The following is a 15,494-nucleotide window of genomic DNA, read 5'->3' as shown; positions in this document are numbered from 1 at the left end:
ATCCTTTTTAATCCGATGTATAATTTGACTAAATGACCGAATTTGATTTTTGGTCATTTTAGGAGGCGAATCGATGGATCGCAAACAAGAAATATTAAAAGCTGCCGCCAAAACTTTCAGCCTGTATGGCTACAAAGCAACAAGTGTTGATCAAATTGCACGAGAAGCTAGCGTTGGAAAAGGAACCATCTATACATTTTTTGCGAATAAAGAAGATCTATTTCAAGCTATCGTCCTTTCTACAATAGAGGAAATGAAGCAACAAGCTGTGCGTGTCTTAGATCCTTCTGCTACTCCTGCAGAAAATGCACATAAAGCTTTAATTAAAATGTTGGAGTTCCGTGAAACCCACCAACTTCTTGCTCGTTTGATTGAAGAAGAACGTGCCACGAAGTCAAAAGCTGTGTATGACATGATGCAGCAGGTAGAAAAAGCGATTGTAGAATTTATTGAACAGCGATTGAGTCGGGCTCTGCCTGACCTTGAGACAGACCCGAAACTTCTTGCTTATTTGTTATACAAATCGTATGTAGCTTTTGTAGTGGAGTGGAACCAGCTGTATGAGCAGCCTTTAGATGAAAAAACCATCAGTCAGTTTTTTCATCAAAGCCTATTCAAAGGGCTCTAATAAAGAGCCTTTTCTTTTATCGTAAAATGACCAAAATAACAAAACGGTCATTCGGTCAAAACAGAAAGGAGAATCTTCATGATTCGGCAACAATGGAAAGCAATCTTTACTAACAAGAAACAATTGATACCTTTACTGGCTATTCTCTTTATCCCGATTATGTACGCTGGTATGTTTTTATGGGCATTCTGGGATCCTTATGCACAGCTAGAGGATTTACCCGTTGCAGTAGTGAATGAAGATGTAGGAGCAACCTATCAGGAAGAGCAACTGGAGCTAGGTACGGATTTACTTACGAACTTAGAAGAGAGACAGGACTTTAAGTTTGAAGCGTTTACTCGTGACCAAGCAGATGCGGCTCTAGAAAATAAAGAAGTCTATATGGTCATTGAAATTCCTGAAGACTTCTCTCACAACGCAACGACACTGCTCGGAGAATCCCCTTCTCAAATGGAATTGATCTACCGGCCAAATGAAGCATTCAATTTCTTATCAAGCCAAATTGGAGAAACAGCCATCGCTCGAATTCAAGCAAGCGTCAATGAACAAGTAACACAAACTTTTACAGAAGGAATTTATGAAGCTGTCGATTCTTTGAAAGACGGAATTGGAAGTGCAGCGGATGGTTCTGCAAAACTAGAAGATGGGGCTCTATCCCTTCAACAAGGGACAAGTGAATTAAAAAGTTATTTAAATGATCTAGCAGCTGGAAGCGTTACATTGACAGACGGGACAGCAAAGCTCGCACAAGGTGTTGAGCAAGCGCGACAAGGTAGTGCTACGTTAACCACTAAACTAGGTGATGCTAAAGATGGCGCTCATACAGCTGCAGAGGGTGCTTCACAGCTAGCAGCTGGTACAACTTCTCTACAGCAAGGAATTGCAGATTACACAGCTGCTGTAGACAAATTAGCAACTGGTTCCGGGACACTGCAGGACGGCCAGGCTCAGTTTAGCGCTGGAGTTTCAAAAGCATCTACAAGCGCTGTGCAACTACAGCAAGGGCTTTCAGAATTAGCAGCTGGTTCCGAACAATTAGCAGCTAGTTGGAATGGTGCAATCGCGCAACTTGTAGCTGGTCTTCCTCCAGAGCAAGCTGCTGCCTTACAAGCGCAACTCGATCCCCTTCTGCAGGCTACACAATCTTATAGTACGAAAATGCAACAAGCTGCTGGTGGAGGCTCACAGCTTGCTGATGGTCTACAACAACTTCAAGCAGCAAGCCAAGATTTGGAGCAAGGTACTTCACAAGTAGCAGACGGTCTAGAACAATTAGCTTCAAAGAATAGCGTGCTCACAGATGGTGCTAATCAAGTGAATTCTGGAACCACACAATTAGCAGTCAAGCTCCCTGAGTTAGAAAGTGGCCTTGAACAACTTCAACAAGGTTCAGCTCGTTTGACTGCGGGACTTACAGAAGCAGCAGAGGGTGCTGGCCAACTGACATCTGGCTCAACGAATCTTGCCTCAAGTTCACAGAAACTTGCAGATGGAGCTGGACAGTTAGCTGATGGAAGTACTCAACTGGCTGAAGGAACGACGGAACTTCATAACGGACTAGCAGATGGCTCAGAGAAGGCATCGGAATTCAAGGCCGGTGAAGCTTCAGCAAAAGCTGTAGCTCAACCAATACAGGTGGAAAAGACAGCACTACATGAAGTACCCAATTACGGAACAGGATTCTCTCCTTACTTCATTTCGCTTGGTCTTTTTGTCGGTGCACTCCTTACTTCCATCGTCTTCCCATTACGAGATCCTGCGTCTTCACCTACAAGCGGCGTTCGTTGGTACTCAAGCAAGACACTGGTTGTAGCTGCAATCGGCATCCTACAAGCACTCATTGTCGCGGGACTTGCTATTTGGGTAGTCGGAGTGGAGCCAGTCAACCCTTGGTTGTTTGTTGCTGGCACCGTGCTAACAAGCCTGACGTTCATGGCGCTCGTTCAGTTCTTAGTGACTACACTCGGAGATGCAGGACGTTTTGTAGCTATCATTTTATTGATTCTTCAACTGACTACAAGCGCGGGAACATTCCCACTGGAGTTGTTACCGAAAGCTCTTCAAGTATTTAATCAGTGGTTGCCGATGACGTACTCGGTTGATCTTTTCAAATCCGCCATCTCTATCGAAGGCGGTGCAGGATTCGCGTTTGCCGCTACAGTATTAGCTGTATTTGCGATTGTTTTCTCTGTAGCTACACTTCTTTACTTTATATTTAGTTTCAGAAAGCTTACAACTAAAGAAGCATAAGAAAAGGCTCTCTTCGGATTCGAAGAGAGCCTTTTGTTATTGAGCTGTATATCCACCGTCTACTACTAAACTTGCACCTGTCATAAAACTTGAATCATCTGACGCCAAGAATAGAACCGCTTTTGCCATCTCTTCTGACTTACCCAATCGTTTCATCGGTGTCATCTGCTTCAAGATGTCTTTGCTTTCTTCAGGAATGATTGGTGTATCGATAAATCCTGGGCATAGAGCGTTCACACGAATATTGTGTTCTGCGTACTCAAGACCGATTGAGCGAGTAAAGTTGACTACGCCACCTTTTGCCGCATTGTAAGCTGCTGACCCTGGAGAACCTACCCACCCATACATAGAAGCTGTGTTCACTATCACTCCACCACCTGTCTGTTGGAAAGAGCGAATCGCTTCGCGAGCCACTAAGAACACACCATCTAAATCTACTGCAACGGTCTTTCTCCACTCGTCATAGCTCACTTCATGCGTTGGTGTCACTTTACCGATACCTGCGTTATTGAACACGATATCCACTTGGCCATAAGCTTCTTTTGCTTTTTCAAACACATTTGCCACTTGCTCTTCATTTGTAACATCTGCTTTTACAAAGATAGCGTCTGGTAGTTCTTGAGCAAAAGATGTTCCTAGATCTTCTTGAAGGTCGACTAAAACTAATTTAGCTCCGTGCTCGCTAAAAAGCTTTGCTGTTGCTGCTCCAATACCTGAAGCGCCTCCTGTAATAACCGCGACTTTTCCTTGTAGTTTACTCATTTTTAGTTCCTCCCTTTGAATACTTGCTAGGCTCTAACAACTATGGGATGCTAGAGTTACTGATTTACTTTAAGTGTATCGGAAGCACTATCATAGGCTATCCTTACTTTCTTAGCATGTGTCGAGAAACTCGACATTTATCCCTTTTGTGTTGACTGGAGGAGTCGGATGATGAAACAGGAATCTGCTGCAGCGCGACGAACCAAATCCCATTTGCAGCAAGCTCTACTAGAATTGGTGAAGAACAAGGGATTCCATCATGTGACCGTCAAAGATATCGTCGAATGGTCGGACTATAACCGCACTACCTTCTACCTCTATTATCACGACAAATATGAACTAAGTGACGCTTTGATTGCTGAAAAATTGTCTGGTCTTGAGCAGGCGGTAGGCAGCGCTTATTTCACGGGACAACTCGTCCATACTCAGACCATGGGAGCCGAATCGTTTGCACTCCTGCATTACATCAAACAGCACCGCGCTTTCTTCGATTTGCTATTTGTACCAGACACATTGCCCGGTCTTGTCCATCAGTTCCCTGAGACTATCGAAAGGATCTACCAGGAACAGTTCAGCTTTCAAACACTGAACGACCTTCCAGTGGATATGGATTTGTTTAAACGGTACATGGCGAATGGGCTATACGGCTTGATACGCGACTGGATTCAAACAAATTACGCAAAAGAAGAACAACAGTTTATCAATGAACTGATTCAGTTGAGTCAGGCCCATATTGGAAGCTATACATTCTTTGGTCAAACAAAAAAAGACTCTTCCCATTAAGAGAAGAGTCAAGAGTTCGGCAATTTAGTTGTGGAAATCCGAAACAAATAAAAGCCGATAGCTGCTAATACGAGTGACGGAAAATAAAGTGGAATGTGGTAGATCGGATCGATGTCCTGAAGGAATGGCCACTTTTCTACACCGATAAAGAGTGCTATGCTAAACACTAGATAGATGGTACCAAATACTCGATTTTTCATAAGTAGCTCCTTTACGAATTCATTGAATGGAGGACTGGGATCATGCCAGCTCATAAATCTGTAACCATCCGCGCGCTAGTCACGAGACATACAGGAATTTTTCAAGATTACGCTACCATTGTACCTGAAAAAGCTCGAAGCTTCATGGAAAAGTTGCAAGACACCGATTACCAAGCCCACGTGGAAGTTGCTTTATTTGAACCAAAGTCCGGAATCGACCATGAAGAAGGTCATTTTTATGTAGGTGTTCTCGTCTCGCATCAACCGCCCCATCCACCTGCTGGCATGGAGTATATAGAAATCACTAGAGACTATGCTTTTGCTCGTGGTACGACGGAAGAAATCGGCACACTTCATGAGCAACTCACCAATTGGATGCTTGCTGAAAGCCTTCAATTTGATTTTTCCGGCTATATCGTCGAGATGTATTTCCCTACTGAAACTGCCGAAGAAGTGGAAATTTATTTGCCTGTAAAAACAAACTAACGCCTTTCCTAGGAAAGGCGTTGCTTTTTATATGACCGGTTTCCACCATGTCGTTGTGTGATACTCGTTTAATTTAGACACATCGAGTGTTTCTCCAATTTTGGGAATCACTACATGAACTCCATTCTCTTTTCCGAGACGCATCATTTCTTCCGGTGGATCGTCCCATTTATGGAACGCCAATGTGAACGCCCCCCAATGAACAGGAAGCAGGTGACTTCCGTTTGAATCAAGAAAAGCTTGCATGCTCTCCTCCGGGTGCATGTGTACACCAGGCCAACGTTCGTCATACTGACCGCACTCCATCAACACTAGATCGAACGGTCCATAGCGGCGACCAATTTCTTCGAAGTGTTTTCCGTATCCACTATCTCCACTGTAGAAGATACGGCTATCCTTCCATTCAAAAACCCAAGAACACCAAAGTGTCTCAGCATAATCGATGCCTACTCTTCCTGAAAAATGACGAGAAGGGACTGCTGTAAAACGGATGCCATCTTCCTCAATAGACTGCCACCAGTCCACTTCAAAGATTCGGTGCTCCGGAACTCCCCATCCTTCAAGTCGCTTTCCAACTCCTAATGGAACAAAGAACTTCCGAACACGGTCCTTGATTTGTTGAAGAGTGTCATAATCCAAGTGGTCATAATGATCATGAGAATAGACGACGATATCAATCTCGGGAAGTTGGTCAAGATCAAATGCCTCTTCTACCGGATACCGCATGTCCTTGATTTGGAATGGTAACGGGACTTTGCCAAGCATGGGGTCGACAAGGATCACTTTGTCTTTCCACTCTAGTAAGAAACAAGAATGGCCTAGCCATGTGACATGTGGACTCTCTACACCTGAATGTCTCTCATACTTGACACTTGGCATTGGGTTCGCCGGATGTAAATCCGCTTTTCCCACCAAGTAATCTTTTGCAAGACTTTGAAGTGTTTCAAACCCGCCAGGAGACACAATTGGTGGCGTGTTCCGAAACTTGCCATCTATAAAATGCGGAAGCTCATCAAATTGTTTCTTTTGAGCCCGAGTCACACGTTTTCCAAAGGTCGGATTCGCCATGATATACCCAACCAGAGCTGCCACGGCAGCACCCGCAATCCATCGTTTCTTGATGTGCATCCTCGTCACCTCTTTTTTACTGGATGTATTCCCGTAAAATGTGTTCCGGTAAACTAGGCTTCGATAATTTCCCAGCCTTGTTCATTTGCATACGACTTCAACTCGTTATCAGGTTGCACAGCTACAGGGTGACCTACAAGTCCTAGCACATCGATATCGTATATACTATCTCCGTACGCGAAGCTTTCTTCCCAGTTTACTTCTACACCTTGCAAATCCTCTTCGATTCGTACGAGTTTTTGTTTTTCATGAACATGAGACAGTTCCGTTACTTTTAGGAGATGCCCATCTCGGAAAGGTACTTGTGTCCCAAGTTTCGAATCAACAGGAAGGTCTTTTAATACTTCATCAAGCATCACATCGAAGGCTCCTGAGATCACTAGAATACGGTGACCTTGCTCATGGTGCCAGTGAAGTCGGTCAATGACTTCTGCATTAAAATCTCCCGCCATCTCCTCCGCCATCTCACGAAAATAAGCGCGCAGCTCCTGTTCACTAGAACCTTCAAAAGTTTTTAAATAGATCTCCATCGCTTTTTTTCTCATTGTCTTCTCAGGGGTCATGTTCATCTTATACAAAAGATAGACGGGCATCAGGCGCCGCATAAACTTTTTGTAGCGCTTGCCATATACTTCGTGAGACTGCAAGAAGCGCATCAATAACGTATAGGTTTCGTGTTTATATATCGTACGGTCAAAATCGAACAATGCAACTGTTGTCATCGGAAATCCCCCAACTCGGTTTGTTTCCTTTATTGTACAGGAATTAACTCCGAATATGAATTTCGTTCCCTGCAGGATCTTCTGTAATTAAAACGTCATTGTTCCATTCGACACGAGCACCGAGAGCGCCTAACTGTTCTGCGAAGCGCTTCTGCTTGTCGGCATCTTGAACAATCAATGTGTAATGAACAAGCCCAGCAGTATGTGCGGCTGGACGAGGTGCTCCAATGCCATTCCAAACATTGAGTCCAATATGGTGATGGTACTTGTTGTCAGCGATGAAGATGGCTTGGTGCCCATAACGAGTCACGACTTCAAAATCGAGTCCTTGTGTATAGAAGTTCTCAGCGGCCTGTAAATCATCAACATGAAGATGAATATGACCCATTACTGTATTTTCAGGTAGTCCCGTCCACGGAAGGACGTTTTCTTTTGTAAGTAAGTCTTCAAAATCCAATGGATCTACCGCCATTTCAACAGAGCCCTCATTCCAAGTCCACTCTTCTGGTAAACGGTCACGATAAATTTCTATGCCGTTCCCATCCGGGTCTGCAAAGTACAATGCTTCACTAACTAAATGATCTGAAGATCCGAGTTGGACCCCTTGATTGACCAGGTGCGGGACGATACTCGCAAGCGACTGACGAGACGGCAATAAAATCGCAAAGTGATACAATCCTGTTGTTCGAGGTTGTTTTCTAGAAACATTCTCTGGTTGAACAAGAGTCAACAACGCTGTTTTTCCATCCGCAGTTAGTTGAGCTTCATTTTCCGTCTGTGAAAGGACTTGGAATCCAATGACGTGTTGGTAAAACTCTGTCGAGCGTTTGATATCGGTTACGTTAATGGTAACGTTAGCTACAAATGTGGTTGGTTTTTGATGAAAGTTCATAATTGATTCTCCTTAAGTTACTATTTGTAACTTAGTTTATATTAGTAATCAACTAATGTCAACATTTCTCCATCAAAAAAACCGGCTCTAATAAAAGAGCCGGCAGTTAGATTAATCTTCTAGATCGACTAATGATTTATTCTTTTGTAACTTACGCAGTAGTTCGTAGACTACTGGCACTACGACAAGTGTCAATAATGTTGAAGAGAACAAACCACCGATTACCGTAATGGCAAGGTCTTGAGAGACCAGCCCTCCTCCGCCGCTAGACAATGCCATAGGGACCATGGCACCAATCGTAGCAATAGCTGTCATCAGGATAGGACGTAATCGTGTAGCTCCTGCTTCTAACAAAGCATTTCGTACAGACATCCCTTCGCGCTCCATTTGAATGACACGGTCTACCAACACGATGGCATTCGTGACAACGATACCAATCAGCATCAACAGACCCATCATGACGGATACTGAAATAGTTTGTCCTGTCAGGAACAAGCCCGTGAAGGAACCGATTACTGCAAACGGTAAGGAGAACAAGATAGCAAACGGCGCAAGCCCTCCTCCAAAAGTGACCACCAAGATGAAATAGACAATGGCAATAGCCGCTGCCATCGCAATACCTAGCTGAGTAAACGTCTCATTGATGTCTGCTGTTACACCGCCCGTCTCAACTTTTACACCCATAGGCAAGTCAAGTTGGTCAATGGCTTTCTGTGCTTCAGCACTTGGACCTGATACATCTTTTGACTTAACTGTTCCCGATACACTCGCGTAGAACTCGCCTTCTGAACGGCTTAATGTGTTTTGAGTAGTACTTTCTTCTACGTTCACCAACTCACCAAGCGTCATCGTGGTCCCCATTGCTGTCGGGATCGGTGTTTCAAGCAACTCTTCAAAAGTAGCCGCTGTCTGTTGCTCAGGGCTCTTCACTATAACCTCTAATTCACCTGCATCTGTACGGACAGATGTTAGCACTTCCTCTTGTCCACTTGCAGAGAGTGCCATCAGGATCTGACCTGCAGTCAACCCGTACTGCAAGGTGTCTTGTTGGTTCACTTGTAACACATGCTCCACATAAGGATTCTCTGCATCTGAAGTGACATCTTCTAAACCATCGATGTCTGCCATAGCTTTTTCTACTTCTTCCACAGATTCTAACAAGTCATCTAGATCTTCGCTGTAAAGGGTATAGGCCACTTCATTCGAAGCCATCATACCTCCACCCATCATGTCTTGCTCTTTCCATTCACCTGAATGGTCTAGTGCAGCAAGCTCTTCTAAAACTTCTTCTCGATTTTGCTCGAACTCATCTACTGATAAGGCATCATCAAAAATCAAGTACAATAGCGCCCCGTCACTTCCTCCTGACATGATGGAAGCAATATCAGTAGAGGATGGATCTGTAATAGACAACTGCACGATCTCAATCTCTTCACGTTCAAGGAGCAGTTGCTCAACTTCTTCAACATTCGTAGTCGTCTCTTCTTTCAATTCCCCAGCAGCTGGTGAGTACGTGACATACATCATCTTCTCTGTCTGAGAACCTAGGAAGGAGAACCCGATTAGTGGTGTTAGAGCTAGTGAACCCACCAGTAAAGCAACCGCCACAATGGAAGTGATCCATTTATGGTTGAGAGCTTTTTCGAGGAAACCTTTGAACCACAACGCCATCTTCCCTACTTCTTTATGGGCAGAAGCCGTTTTTTCCCCGTATAGTTTTTTGCGGAACAAGCTGTGGGACATTGCCGGTACAATCGTAATCGCCACAGCAAGTGAAGCCAAAAGCGCGAACGACATCGTCAGTGCGAACGGCAAGAACAACTCCCCAACCATACCTCCTACAAAGACTAACGGTGCAAACACCGCAATCGTTACAAGAGTAGATGACAAGATCGGTTTAAACATTTCAATCGTTGCCGATTGAATCAGTTTTCGTCCTGAAAGTTTTTCTTCTTTCAAGTGCATGCGTCGGTAAATGTTCTCTACGACGACAATCGAGTCATCGATAACACGTCCGATAGAGACCGTAATGGCTCCCAGTGTCATGATATTCAAGGTTATGTCTAGCCAGTTCAACAGCAGTAATGCTACAAAAATAGAAACTGGAATAGAAACGATCGCAATCAGAGTAGAACGGAAATCACGTAAGAAAATCAGGATGATTGCTACTGCAATCAGTCCTCCGATTAACGCTTTCTCGATCATCGCAAATACGGATTCTTCAATCGGCTCCCCTTGATCTAATGTAATATCAACGAGTAAGCCTTCAGTGTCCGCTTCAAATTCTTTCATCAAATCTTTAACCGCATTGACGACGGACACAGTGTTGGCTTCTTGACCTTTTACAATTTGAATGGCAATCGCATCTTCCCCATTCGTTCGTGCAATGGATTCAACTTGCCCTACTTGTTCAATAGTAGCAAGCTCTGATAACGGCACAAAAGGAGACGGGTTTGTTGCAGAAGGTGTGACCGGAATGAGAATCTCTTTGAAGTCCTCGACTGACGTAATTGCTCCGTCAACGTAGACCGCCTCTTCTCCTTCTTCAAATTCATAGAGACCAAGCGAAACGGCCACATTGCTCGCTTCAATCATTTGCTTGACGTCTTCTTCCGTTACAGCAAAGCTTTCAAGAGCCTGTTGGTCATACGTCAGATGAATCTCTTCAATATGTTGCCCGTTCACCGTAGCAGAAGCCACTCCATCAATCTTCTCAAGCTCCGGTAGAATGGAATTTTCTACACGCTCTGTAAGTTCTACGATAGATTCTTCTTCGCTACTTACAGATAAGGCTACAACCGGGAACATGTTTAAACTAATAGCCAAAATAGAAGGAGTCTCCACTTCTTCTGGAAGTGTCACCCCGTCTAGAGCAGACTCCAGTTCACGTTTCTTTTGATCCATGTCGACGCCATACTCATACTCAATCTGAACTTGAGAAACGTTGGCAGACGAGTTAGAGAATACCGCTTTCACATCTTCAAGTCCCTCGACTGCTTGTTCAAGTGGCATCGATACTTCTTCCATGACCTGTTCCGCTGTTGCACCAGGATACACACCTGCTACGATCAGATACGGAATCGACACATCCGGTAAGGACTCCATTTTCATTTGAGTAGTGGAATAGATGCCTGCAAAGGTTACAATAAGAGTAAGCAACCAGACGGCAAATTTATTTTTCAAAACAAAACGCACTAGATTCTGCACACCATAACTTCCTTTCTCTTTGACGAAAATTACTTTACCACTATATACTAATGACCAGTTGGTCAAACGTCAATTTCAACCATCTAAAAGAGGAGTAAAAATATGTCTAAAAAGCAACAGATATTAGAGACAGCTATTCAATTGTTCGCAGAGTACGGAATAGAGGCCACTTCCATCCAACATATCACCAAGTCTACAGGTATCTCTAAAGGCGCATTTTATTTATCCTTTGCTTCTAAAGAAGACTTGATCAAAGAGATTATCGATACCTTTATGAAGCAATTCGTCGCAGATATTGACCGAGTAGTCAACACACCCTTGCTGGCGGATGAAAAACTACAAAATTACTTCTCTGCTCACCTGAATTTACTAGAAAAACATGCTGATTTTGCGAAGATGTATGCGCAAGAGCAGATGTATAGTATCAATGAAGAGATTTTAGAAAAGCTGATGTATTACGATGCCTTAATTGACCGATCACTCTTGTCGCTATTTCAGGAGTTGTTTCCTCTGCAAACGGAGCAACAAGCTATCGATTTGCTCGTCTCAATCAAAGGGCTCATCCGAATCTATTCACAGCTGATATTGTTCCATCCTTATCCGCATGATACGACTCGCATTGTGGAAGTATTAGTAGAGAAGACGATGCTGCTCGGGGAACATTCAAAGACTTTTTATTTGACCATGGAGATGGTGAAGCTCCCTGTGACAAGTGAATCTCAACTACCGACCACTAGTCAGATTCATGTAGTAATCGAAGAGTTGCAGAAAGAACGACATCCGGAATTGATTGAAGAAACATTCGAAGTATTACGTGAGGAGTTGCAGCGGGAACACCCCCGTCAAGCTGTTCTTCAAGGATTGTATGGTCATTTGATTGCCTATACGCCAACGAAGTGGTTATCGTATCTTGTAAAACAAATAGACACTAAAAAAGACGCCTAGTTGGCGTCTTTTCTCATGTGAGCAATTGTGCGTTCTTGACGAGTTCTTGATAATAGGGGTTGGTTTCCACCAATATCTGGTGAGTACCTGTTCCCCGAACACCCTTATCTTTGATGACAACGAGCTGATCGGCGTGTTGCACCGTAGACAGGCGATGCGCAATGACAAGCGTGGTACGACCTTTCATGATGCTCTTTAAGGCTTGCTGGACTAAGCGCTCCGACTCCGTATCTAAACTTGAGGTCGCCTCATCGAGTAGTAAAATTCTTGGATTGCGGATGACGGCTCGAGCAATTGCAATCCTCTGCCGTTGCCCTCCCGATAACTTGATACCTCCTTCTCCAACCGGCGTCTCTAGCCCCTGTTCTAGTTTAGAAACAAACTCCCAAGCATTAGCTTGCTTCAGTGCTTGTTCTATAGCTTCTTCTGAAACGGATCGAGAATCTACACCATATAGGACATTATCTCGAATTGTTCCATTCATTAGCGGACTTTCTTGCGAGACGTAACCGAACAAGTGACGCCATTCTTTTAAGTCGATGTTTCGAATATCTGTGTCTCCATATAAAATGGCACCGTCACGAGGTTGGTAGAATCTCTGAAGCATGGAAAACAAAGTGGTCTTCCCTCCACCACTCTCTCCAACAAAGGCTGTGACTTTTCCTTTTGGAATGATCAAAGACACGTTGTCTAAAATGACTTTTTCACCATAAGCAAATGTCACATCTCGAAGTTCTATATGTTGCTCTTCATATGGCAAGGAGATACCTTCCGCTGGTTCTTGAGACCGTTCGAGAATATCCTTAATGCGTTCTGTTGCCCCGACTGTTTTTTGATACGCTGTAAAGAAATTTGCCATTTGAGTAAACGGGACAATGATTTGAATCAAATAAAAAATAATTGCTACTAAAGCTCCTGCTGTTAAAGCCCCCGACGCTACTTGGGCCCCTCCATATCCAAACACTACGATAAGCACGAGCGTCATGACGAGCGTCATGACTGGAGACAATACAGCTACAAGTTTGGCTTCTTTTAGATAGAACGAGTAAATCCGTGCAACTTGTTGTTCCCCATGGAGCTGCTCTTTTGGTTCAGACTGACTATACTTCACGAGACGAATGTTTTGAAGGACTCTGCCAAGTTGTGCACTAAATGTGGCCACTTCATTTTGAGTGGATTTCGCCACTTTGGACATCATGCGCCCAATAGGGAACATAATAGCCAGAGTGACAGGTACCGAAATTAGCAGAATCAATGTCATCTTCCAGTCAATATAAATCAATATCGCTATGGCACCAACAACTGTAAGAATACTCGTAAAAAATGTGATCAAGTGATCGGTAATGAGTGACTTGATCACTCCCGTATCTTGGAGGATCCGACTCATCAATTCTCCAGACTCTTCTTCATCAAAGAAGGCGACAGGTAGTCCGAGTACATGACGCCATACTTTATTGCGAATGTAGGCAACTACGTATTCTCCAATTTTGCGCATTAAATAAAAGGCGACACCTGATAATATCGCTTGAACAATCAACAGTAGGGCGACTGCAGCGAGCATCCACGCACTGATGCCACCTTCTGTGAAGCTGTCTATGAAGTCCATAGTCAGTAATGGCACTACAAGCCCGAAGGCCGTTTCAATTAGACTGAAGAAAAAAGCAAAGCCAATCATCCACTTCGGCCATTTCATTCCCTCGACTAACGCTTTCATCTTCTCTCTCCCCTTTTTCTGACCACCTATTTTTATTTAAAACTGATACTTTTTGAGGGTTCAGCTTTTTGGTAAAGTAAACTACATCTTAGAAAACTGAAAGAAGGTATCTTATGCAAAACCCTCAAACACTTTCACGCCCTACTTCACGCGTTAAGACCTTTGACCTTATTTTAACATCTATGTTGATTGCTTTAGTATTTGTATCCACCATGATGCTCAACATTCGTCTTCCTATCGCTGCCAATGGCGGGCTCGTCCACCTGGGTACAGCTATGCTGTTCATTTCTGCTATGCTGTTCGGTCCTAAAAAAGGAGCCGCAGCTGGAGCCTTTGGTATGGGGCTGTTCGATATTGCAGGCGGTTGGTTAGCTTGGGCACCTATTACATTTGTAGCACGTGCCGTACAAGGATTTGTTGTTGGTAAGATTTCATGGGCTGGAAACCGCAATGGCTCAAGCGTTGTTTGGAACATCATTGGAGCTGTCGCTTCAATCCCGTTCATGCTTGTCATTTACTATATTGGAGAAGCGATTATGTACCAAAGCCTCATTGCTCCTCTAGCTTCCGTTACAGGAAACCTAGTTCAAAACGGGATCGGCCTACTTATCGCCATTCCAGTTGTAATCGCTCTAAAGCGTCTTCCTTATTTCAAGTAAGCAAAAGCACGGCCAGCTGGCCGTGCTTTTTTATGCTGCAAAGAGCAAATACGTAGTTCCAAAGTAAACTAGTACGGTGATAATGGAAGGTAAGATATATCTTGGTCCTGACACATTTCGTTTTCGCTGGATGGTATACATCACCAAGAAGGATAAGAATGTGATACTAATCCCTGTGATGATATGGCTTGTTGCTGCGACATTCAAAATAGATTGACCATTATACACGACATCAGACATCACCAGGATCAGCATATTAAATAAGTTACTTCCAAGAATTGATCCGAAGGCTAAGTTGACATTCCGTAAGCGCAAGGCAACGAACACGGATACGGCTTCTGGTAATGAAGTCGTGGCAGCAATTAAGAAGCTTCCAATAAAGCTTGCTCCTAATCCCGTTAACACTGCAATTTGATCTCCTAAGATTGATAGCGCTGTCCCAGCAGCCATGATTACCACAGCGGCAATCGCAAAACCAATTACTGCTTTCTTCACTGAAATGTTTGAACCAGCTGACTGCTCTTCAGTTGTAGGTGATTCTGCCATTGGTTGAGCAGCAGCTTTTTTGTTCATCCACACTAGACCTGCGATATAGATGATTAAAATCGCAATCGTTTCAATACCAACGCCTAATAATGTTGGTGTCTGATTATAAAGCAACCCTGTTAATGCTAAACCAGTTAACACTATACCGAGAATCGCTGAATACAAATGAGTACGATCCACTTTTTCATAAAGTCGTTTACTTCTAAAGTACAAATCGAACATAGCTAGTATGAAAAGATTGAATAAGTTGGACCCTAATACATTTCCAACTGCAATATCTGGGCTTCCAATCACAACTGCCGATATGCTCGTTGTTACTTCTGGAAGTGAGGTGGCACCAGCTAATAAGATAGTCCCTACTAGCAACCCTCCCATAGAAGTTTTAGAGCTGATAACATCAGCGAACGTTGATAACTTCATTGCAGCATATACAGTGACAGCAGCTACAAGAATGAATAATACATATACCAATTGAATTCCTCCTTCTAACTAAGAGTAGAGACAAAAAAAGACCTTTTTATGAAAACATCTGATGAGTCAGCTTGTTTTCATAAAAAGGTCTTGTGCGCTCA

14 protein-coding genes are annotated in these 15,494 nt (G+C 43.6%); 6 read left to right on the top strand and 8 right to left on the bottom strand.

All coding sequences use genetic code 11. From position 1 onward, the window contains the following. The first annotated feature begins 73 nt into the window (after nt 1-73). Together CQS04_RS10280 and CQS04_RS10275 are read left to right on the top strand one after the other, a co-directional pair. Nucleotides 74-628, top strand: coding sequence for a TetR/AcrR family transcriptional regulator (locus CQS04_RS10280; protein ID WP_100354060.1), 555 nt, complete (start codon nt 74-76; stop codon nt 626-628). 78 nt (nt 629-706) lie between these two features. After that, nucleotides 707-2,878 (top strand): YhgE/Pip domain-containing protein, encoded by a 2,172-nt coding sequence (locus tag CQS04_RS10275; RefSeq protein WP_100354059.1) that lies wholly within the window; start codon nt 707-709, stop codon nt 2,876-2,878. 36 nt (nt 2,879-2,914) lie between these two features. On the opposite strand, the gene CQS04_RS10270 is transcribed toward CQS04_RS10275, so the two are convergent. Beyond that, entirely contained in the window at nt 2,915-3,640 is a 726-nt protein-coding gene (locus tag CQS04_RS10270) for an SDR family NAD(P)-dependent oxidoreductase (RefSeq protein ID WP_100354058.1), read from the bottom strand. A gap of 168 nt (nt 3,641-3,808) precedes the next feature. On the opposite strand from CQS04_RS10270, the gene CQS04_RS10265 reads away from it, so the two are divergent. Next, nucleotides 3,809-4,423, top strand: coding sequence for a TetR/AcrR family transcriptional regulator (locus CQS04_RS10265; protein WP_100354057.1), 615 nt, complete (start codon nt 3,809-3,811; stop codon nt 4,421-4,423). Nucleotides 4,424-4,431: 8 nt separating this feature from the next. On the opposite strand, the gene CQS04_RS10260 is transcribed toward CQS04_RS10265, so the two are convergent. After that, the gene (locus tag CQS04_RS10260) at nt 4,432-4,623 is read right to left on the bottom strand and encodes a hypothetical protein (protein ID WP_094942812.1); all 192 of its coding nucleotides are present in this window, start codon (nt 4,621-4,623) and stop codon (nt 4,432-4,434) included. Between the two features lie 42 nt (nt 4,624-4,665). Here CQS04_RS10260 and CQS04_RS10255 point away from each other — a divergent pair, with 42 nt between their 5' ends. Beyond that, the gene (locus CQS04_RS10255) at nt 4,666-5,109 is read left to right on the top strand and encodes a GyrI-like domain-containing protein (protein ID WP_100354056.1); all 444 of its coding nucleotides are present in this window, start codon (nt 4,666-4,668) and stop codon (nt 5,107-5,109) included. A 27-nt stretch (nt 5,110-5,136) separates the two neighbouring features. Here the strand turns inward: CQS04_RS10255 and CQS04_RS10250 are convergent, their stop codons facing one another. From CQS04_RS10250 to CQS04_RS10235, 4 genes are all read right to left on the bottom strand, one after another. Then, on the bottom strand, nt 5,137-6,237 hold the full coding sequence (locus CQS04_RS10250; RefSeq protein ID WP_245858801.1) for an MBL fold metallo-hydrolase: 1,101 nt from the start codon (nt 6,235-6,237) through the stop codon (nt 5,137-5,139). A 53-nt stretch (nt 6,238-6,290) separates the two neighbouring features. Beyond that, nucleotides 6,291-6,959: an HAD family hydrolase gene (locus CQS04_RS10245; protein WP_100354055.1), complete on the bottom strand. Its 669-nt coding sequence runs from the start codon at nt 6,957-6,959 to the stop codon at nt 6,291-6,293. Between the two features lie 43 nt (nt 6,960-7,002). Beyond that, a complete protein-coding gene (locus CQS04_RS10240; RefSeq protein ID WP_100354054.1) occupies nt 7,003-7,851 on the bottom strand; it encodes a VOC family protein in 849 nt (282 codons plus the stop codon). A 111-nt stretch (nt 7,852-7,962) separates the two neighbouring features. Next, nucleotides 7,963-11,058: an efflux RND transporter permease subunit gene (locus tag CQS04_RS10235; protein WP_100354053.1), complete on the bottom strand. Its 3,096-nt coding sequence runs from the start codon at nt 11,056-11,058 to the stop codon at nt 7,963-7,965. A gap of 102 nt (nt 11,059-11,160) precedes the next feature. On the opposite strand from CQS04_RS10235, the gene CQS04_RS10230 reads away from it, so the two are divergent. Next, entirely contained in the window at nt 11,161-12,003 is an 843-nt protein-coding gene (locus tag CQS04_RS10230) for a TetR/AcrR family transcriptional regulator (protein ID WP_100354052.1), read from the top strand. A 13-nt stretch (nt 12,004-12,016) separates the two neighbouring features. On the opposite strand, the gene CQS04_RS10225 is transcribed toward CQS04_RS10230, so the two are convergent. Next, nucleotides 12,017-13,717, bottom strand: a complete 1,701-nt coding sequence (locus CQS04_RS10225) for an ABC transporter ATP-binding protein (protein ID WP_100354051.1) — start codon at nt 13,715-13,717, stop codon at nt 12,017-12,019. 113 nt (nt 13,718-13,830) lie between these two features. Here CQS04_RS10225 and CQS04_RS10220 point away from each other — a divergent pair, with 113 nt between their 5' ends. Beyond that, a complete protein-coding gene (locus CQS04_RS10220; protein ID WP_100354050.1) occupies nt 13,831-14,376 on the top strand; it encodes an ECF transporter S component in 546 nt (181 codons plus the stop codon). Between the two features lie 30 nt (nt 14,377-14,406). Here CQS04_RS10220 and CQS04_RS10215 read toward each other — a convergent pair whose 3' ends face one another. Further along, nucleotides 14,407-15,393, bottom strand: coding sequence for a sodium:calcium antiporter (locus tag CQS04_RS10215; protein WP_100354049.1), 987 nt, complete (start codon nt 15,391-15,393; stop codon nt 14,407-14,409). Nucleotides 15,394-15,494 lie beyond the last annotated feature (101 nt).

It is taken from the genome of Chryseomicrobium excrementi (assembly GCF_002798305.1).
GTDB classification, from domain to species: Bacteria; Bacillota; Bacilli; order Bacillales_A; family Planococcaceae; genus Chryseomicrobium; species Chryseomicrobium excrementi.
This window is presented reverse-complemented; position numbering and strand designations above follow the sequence as displayed.

Bases quoted from the DNA above. Each gene is read 5' to 3' on its own strand.
- CQS04_RS10280 (WP_100354060.1), top strand. From the start codon at position 74: ATGGATCGCAAACAAGAAATATTAAAAGCTGCCGCCAAAACTTTCAGC.
- CQS04_RS10275 (WP_100354059.1), top strand. From the start codon at position 707: ATGATTCGGCAACAATGGAAAGCAATCTTTACTAACAAGAAACAATTG.
- CQS04_RS10270 (WP_100354058.1), bottom strand. From the start codon at position 3,640: ATGAGTAAACTACAAGGAAAAGTCGCGGTTATTACAGGAGGCGCTTCA.
- CQS04_RS10265 (WP_100354057.1), top strand. From the start codon at position 3,809: ATGATGAAACAGGAATCTGCTGCAGCGCGACGAACCAAATCCCATTTG.
- CQS04_RS10260 (WP_094942812.1), bottom strand. From the start codon at position 4,623: ATGAAAAATCGAGTATTTGGTACCATCTATCTAGTGTTTAGCATAGCA.
- CQS04_RS10255 (WP_100354056.1), top strand. From the start codon at position 4,666: ATGCCAGCTCATAAATCTGTAACCATCCGCGCGCTAGTCACGAGACAT.
- CQS04_RS10250 (WP_245858801.1), bottom strand. From the start codon at position 6,237: ATGCACATCAAGAAACGATGGATTGCGGGTGCTGCCGTGGCAGCTCTG.
- CQS04_RS10245 (WP_100354055.1), bottom strand. From the start codon at position 6,959: ATGACAACAGTTGCATTGTTCGATTTTGACCGTACGATATATAAACAC.
- CQS04_RS10240 (WP_100354054.1), bottom strand. From the start codon at position 7,851: ATGAACTTTCATCAAAAACCAACCACATTTGTAGCTAACGTTACCATT.
- CQS04_RS10230 (WP_100354052.1), top strand. From the start codon at position 11,161: ATGTCTAAAAAGCAACAGATATTAGAGACAGCTATTCAATTGTTCGCA.
- CQS04_RS10225 (WP_100354051.1), bottom strand. From the start codon at position 13,717: ATGAAAGCGTTAGTCGAGGGAATGAAATGGCCGAAGTGGATGATTGGC.
- CQS04_RS10220 (WP_100354050.1), top strand. From the start codon at position 13,831: ATGCAAAACCCTCAAACACTTTCACGCCCTACTTCACGCGTTAAGACC.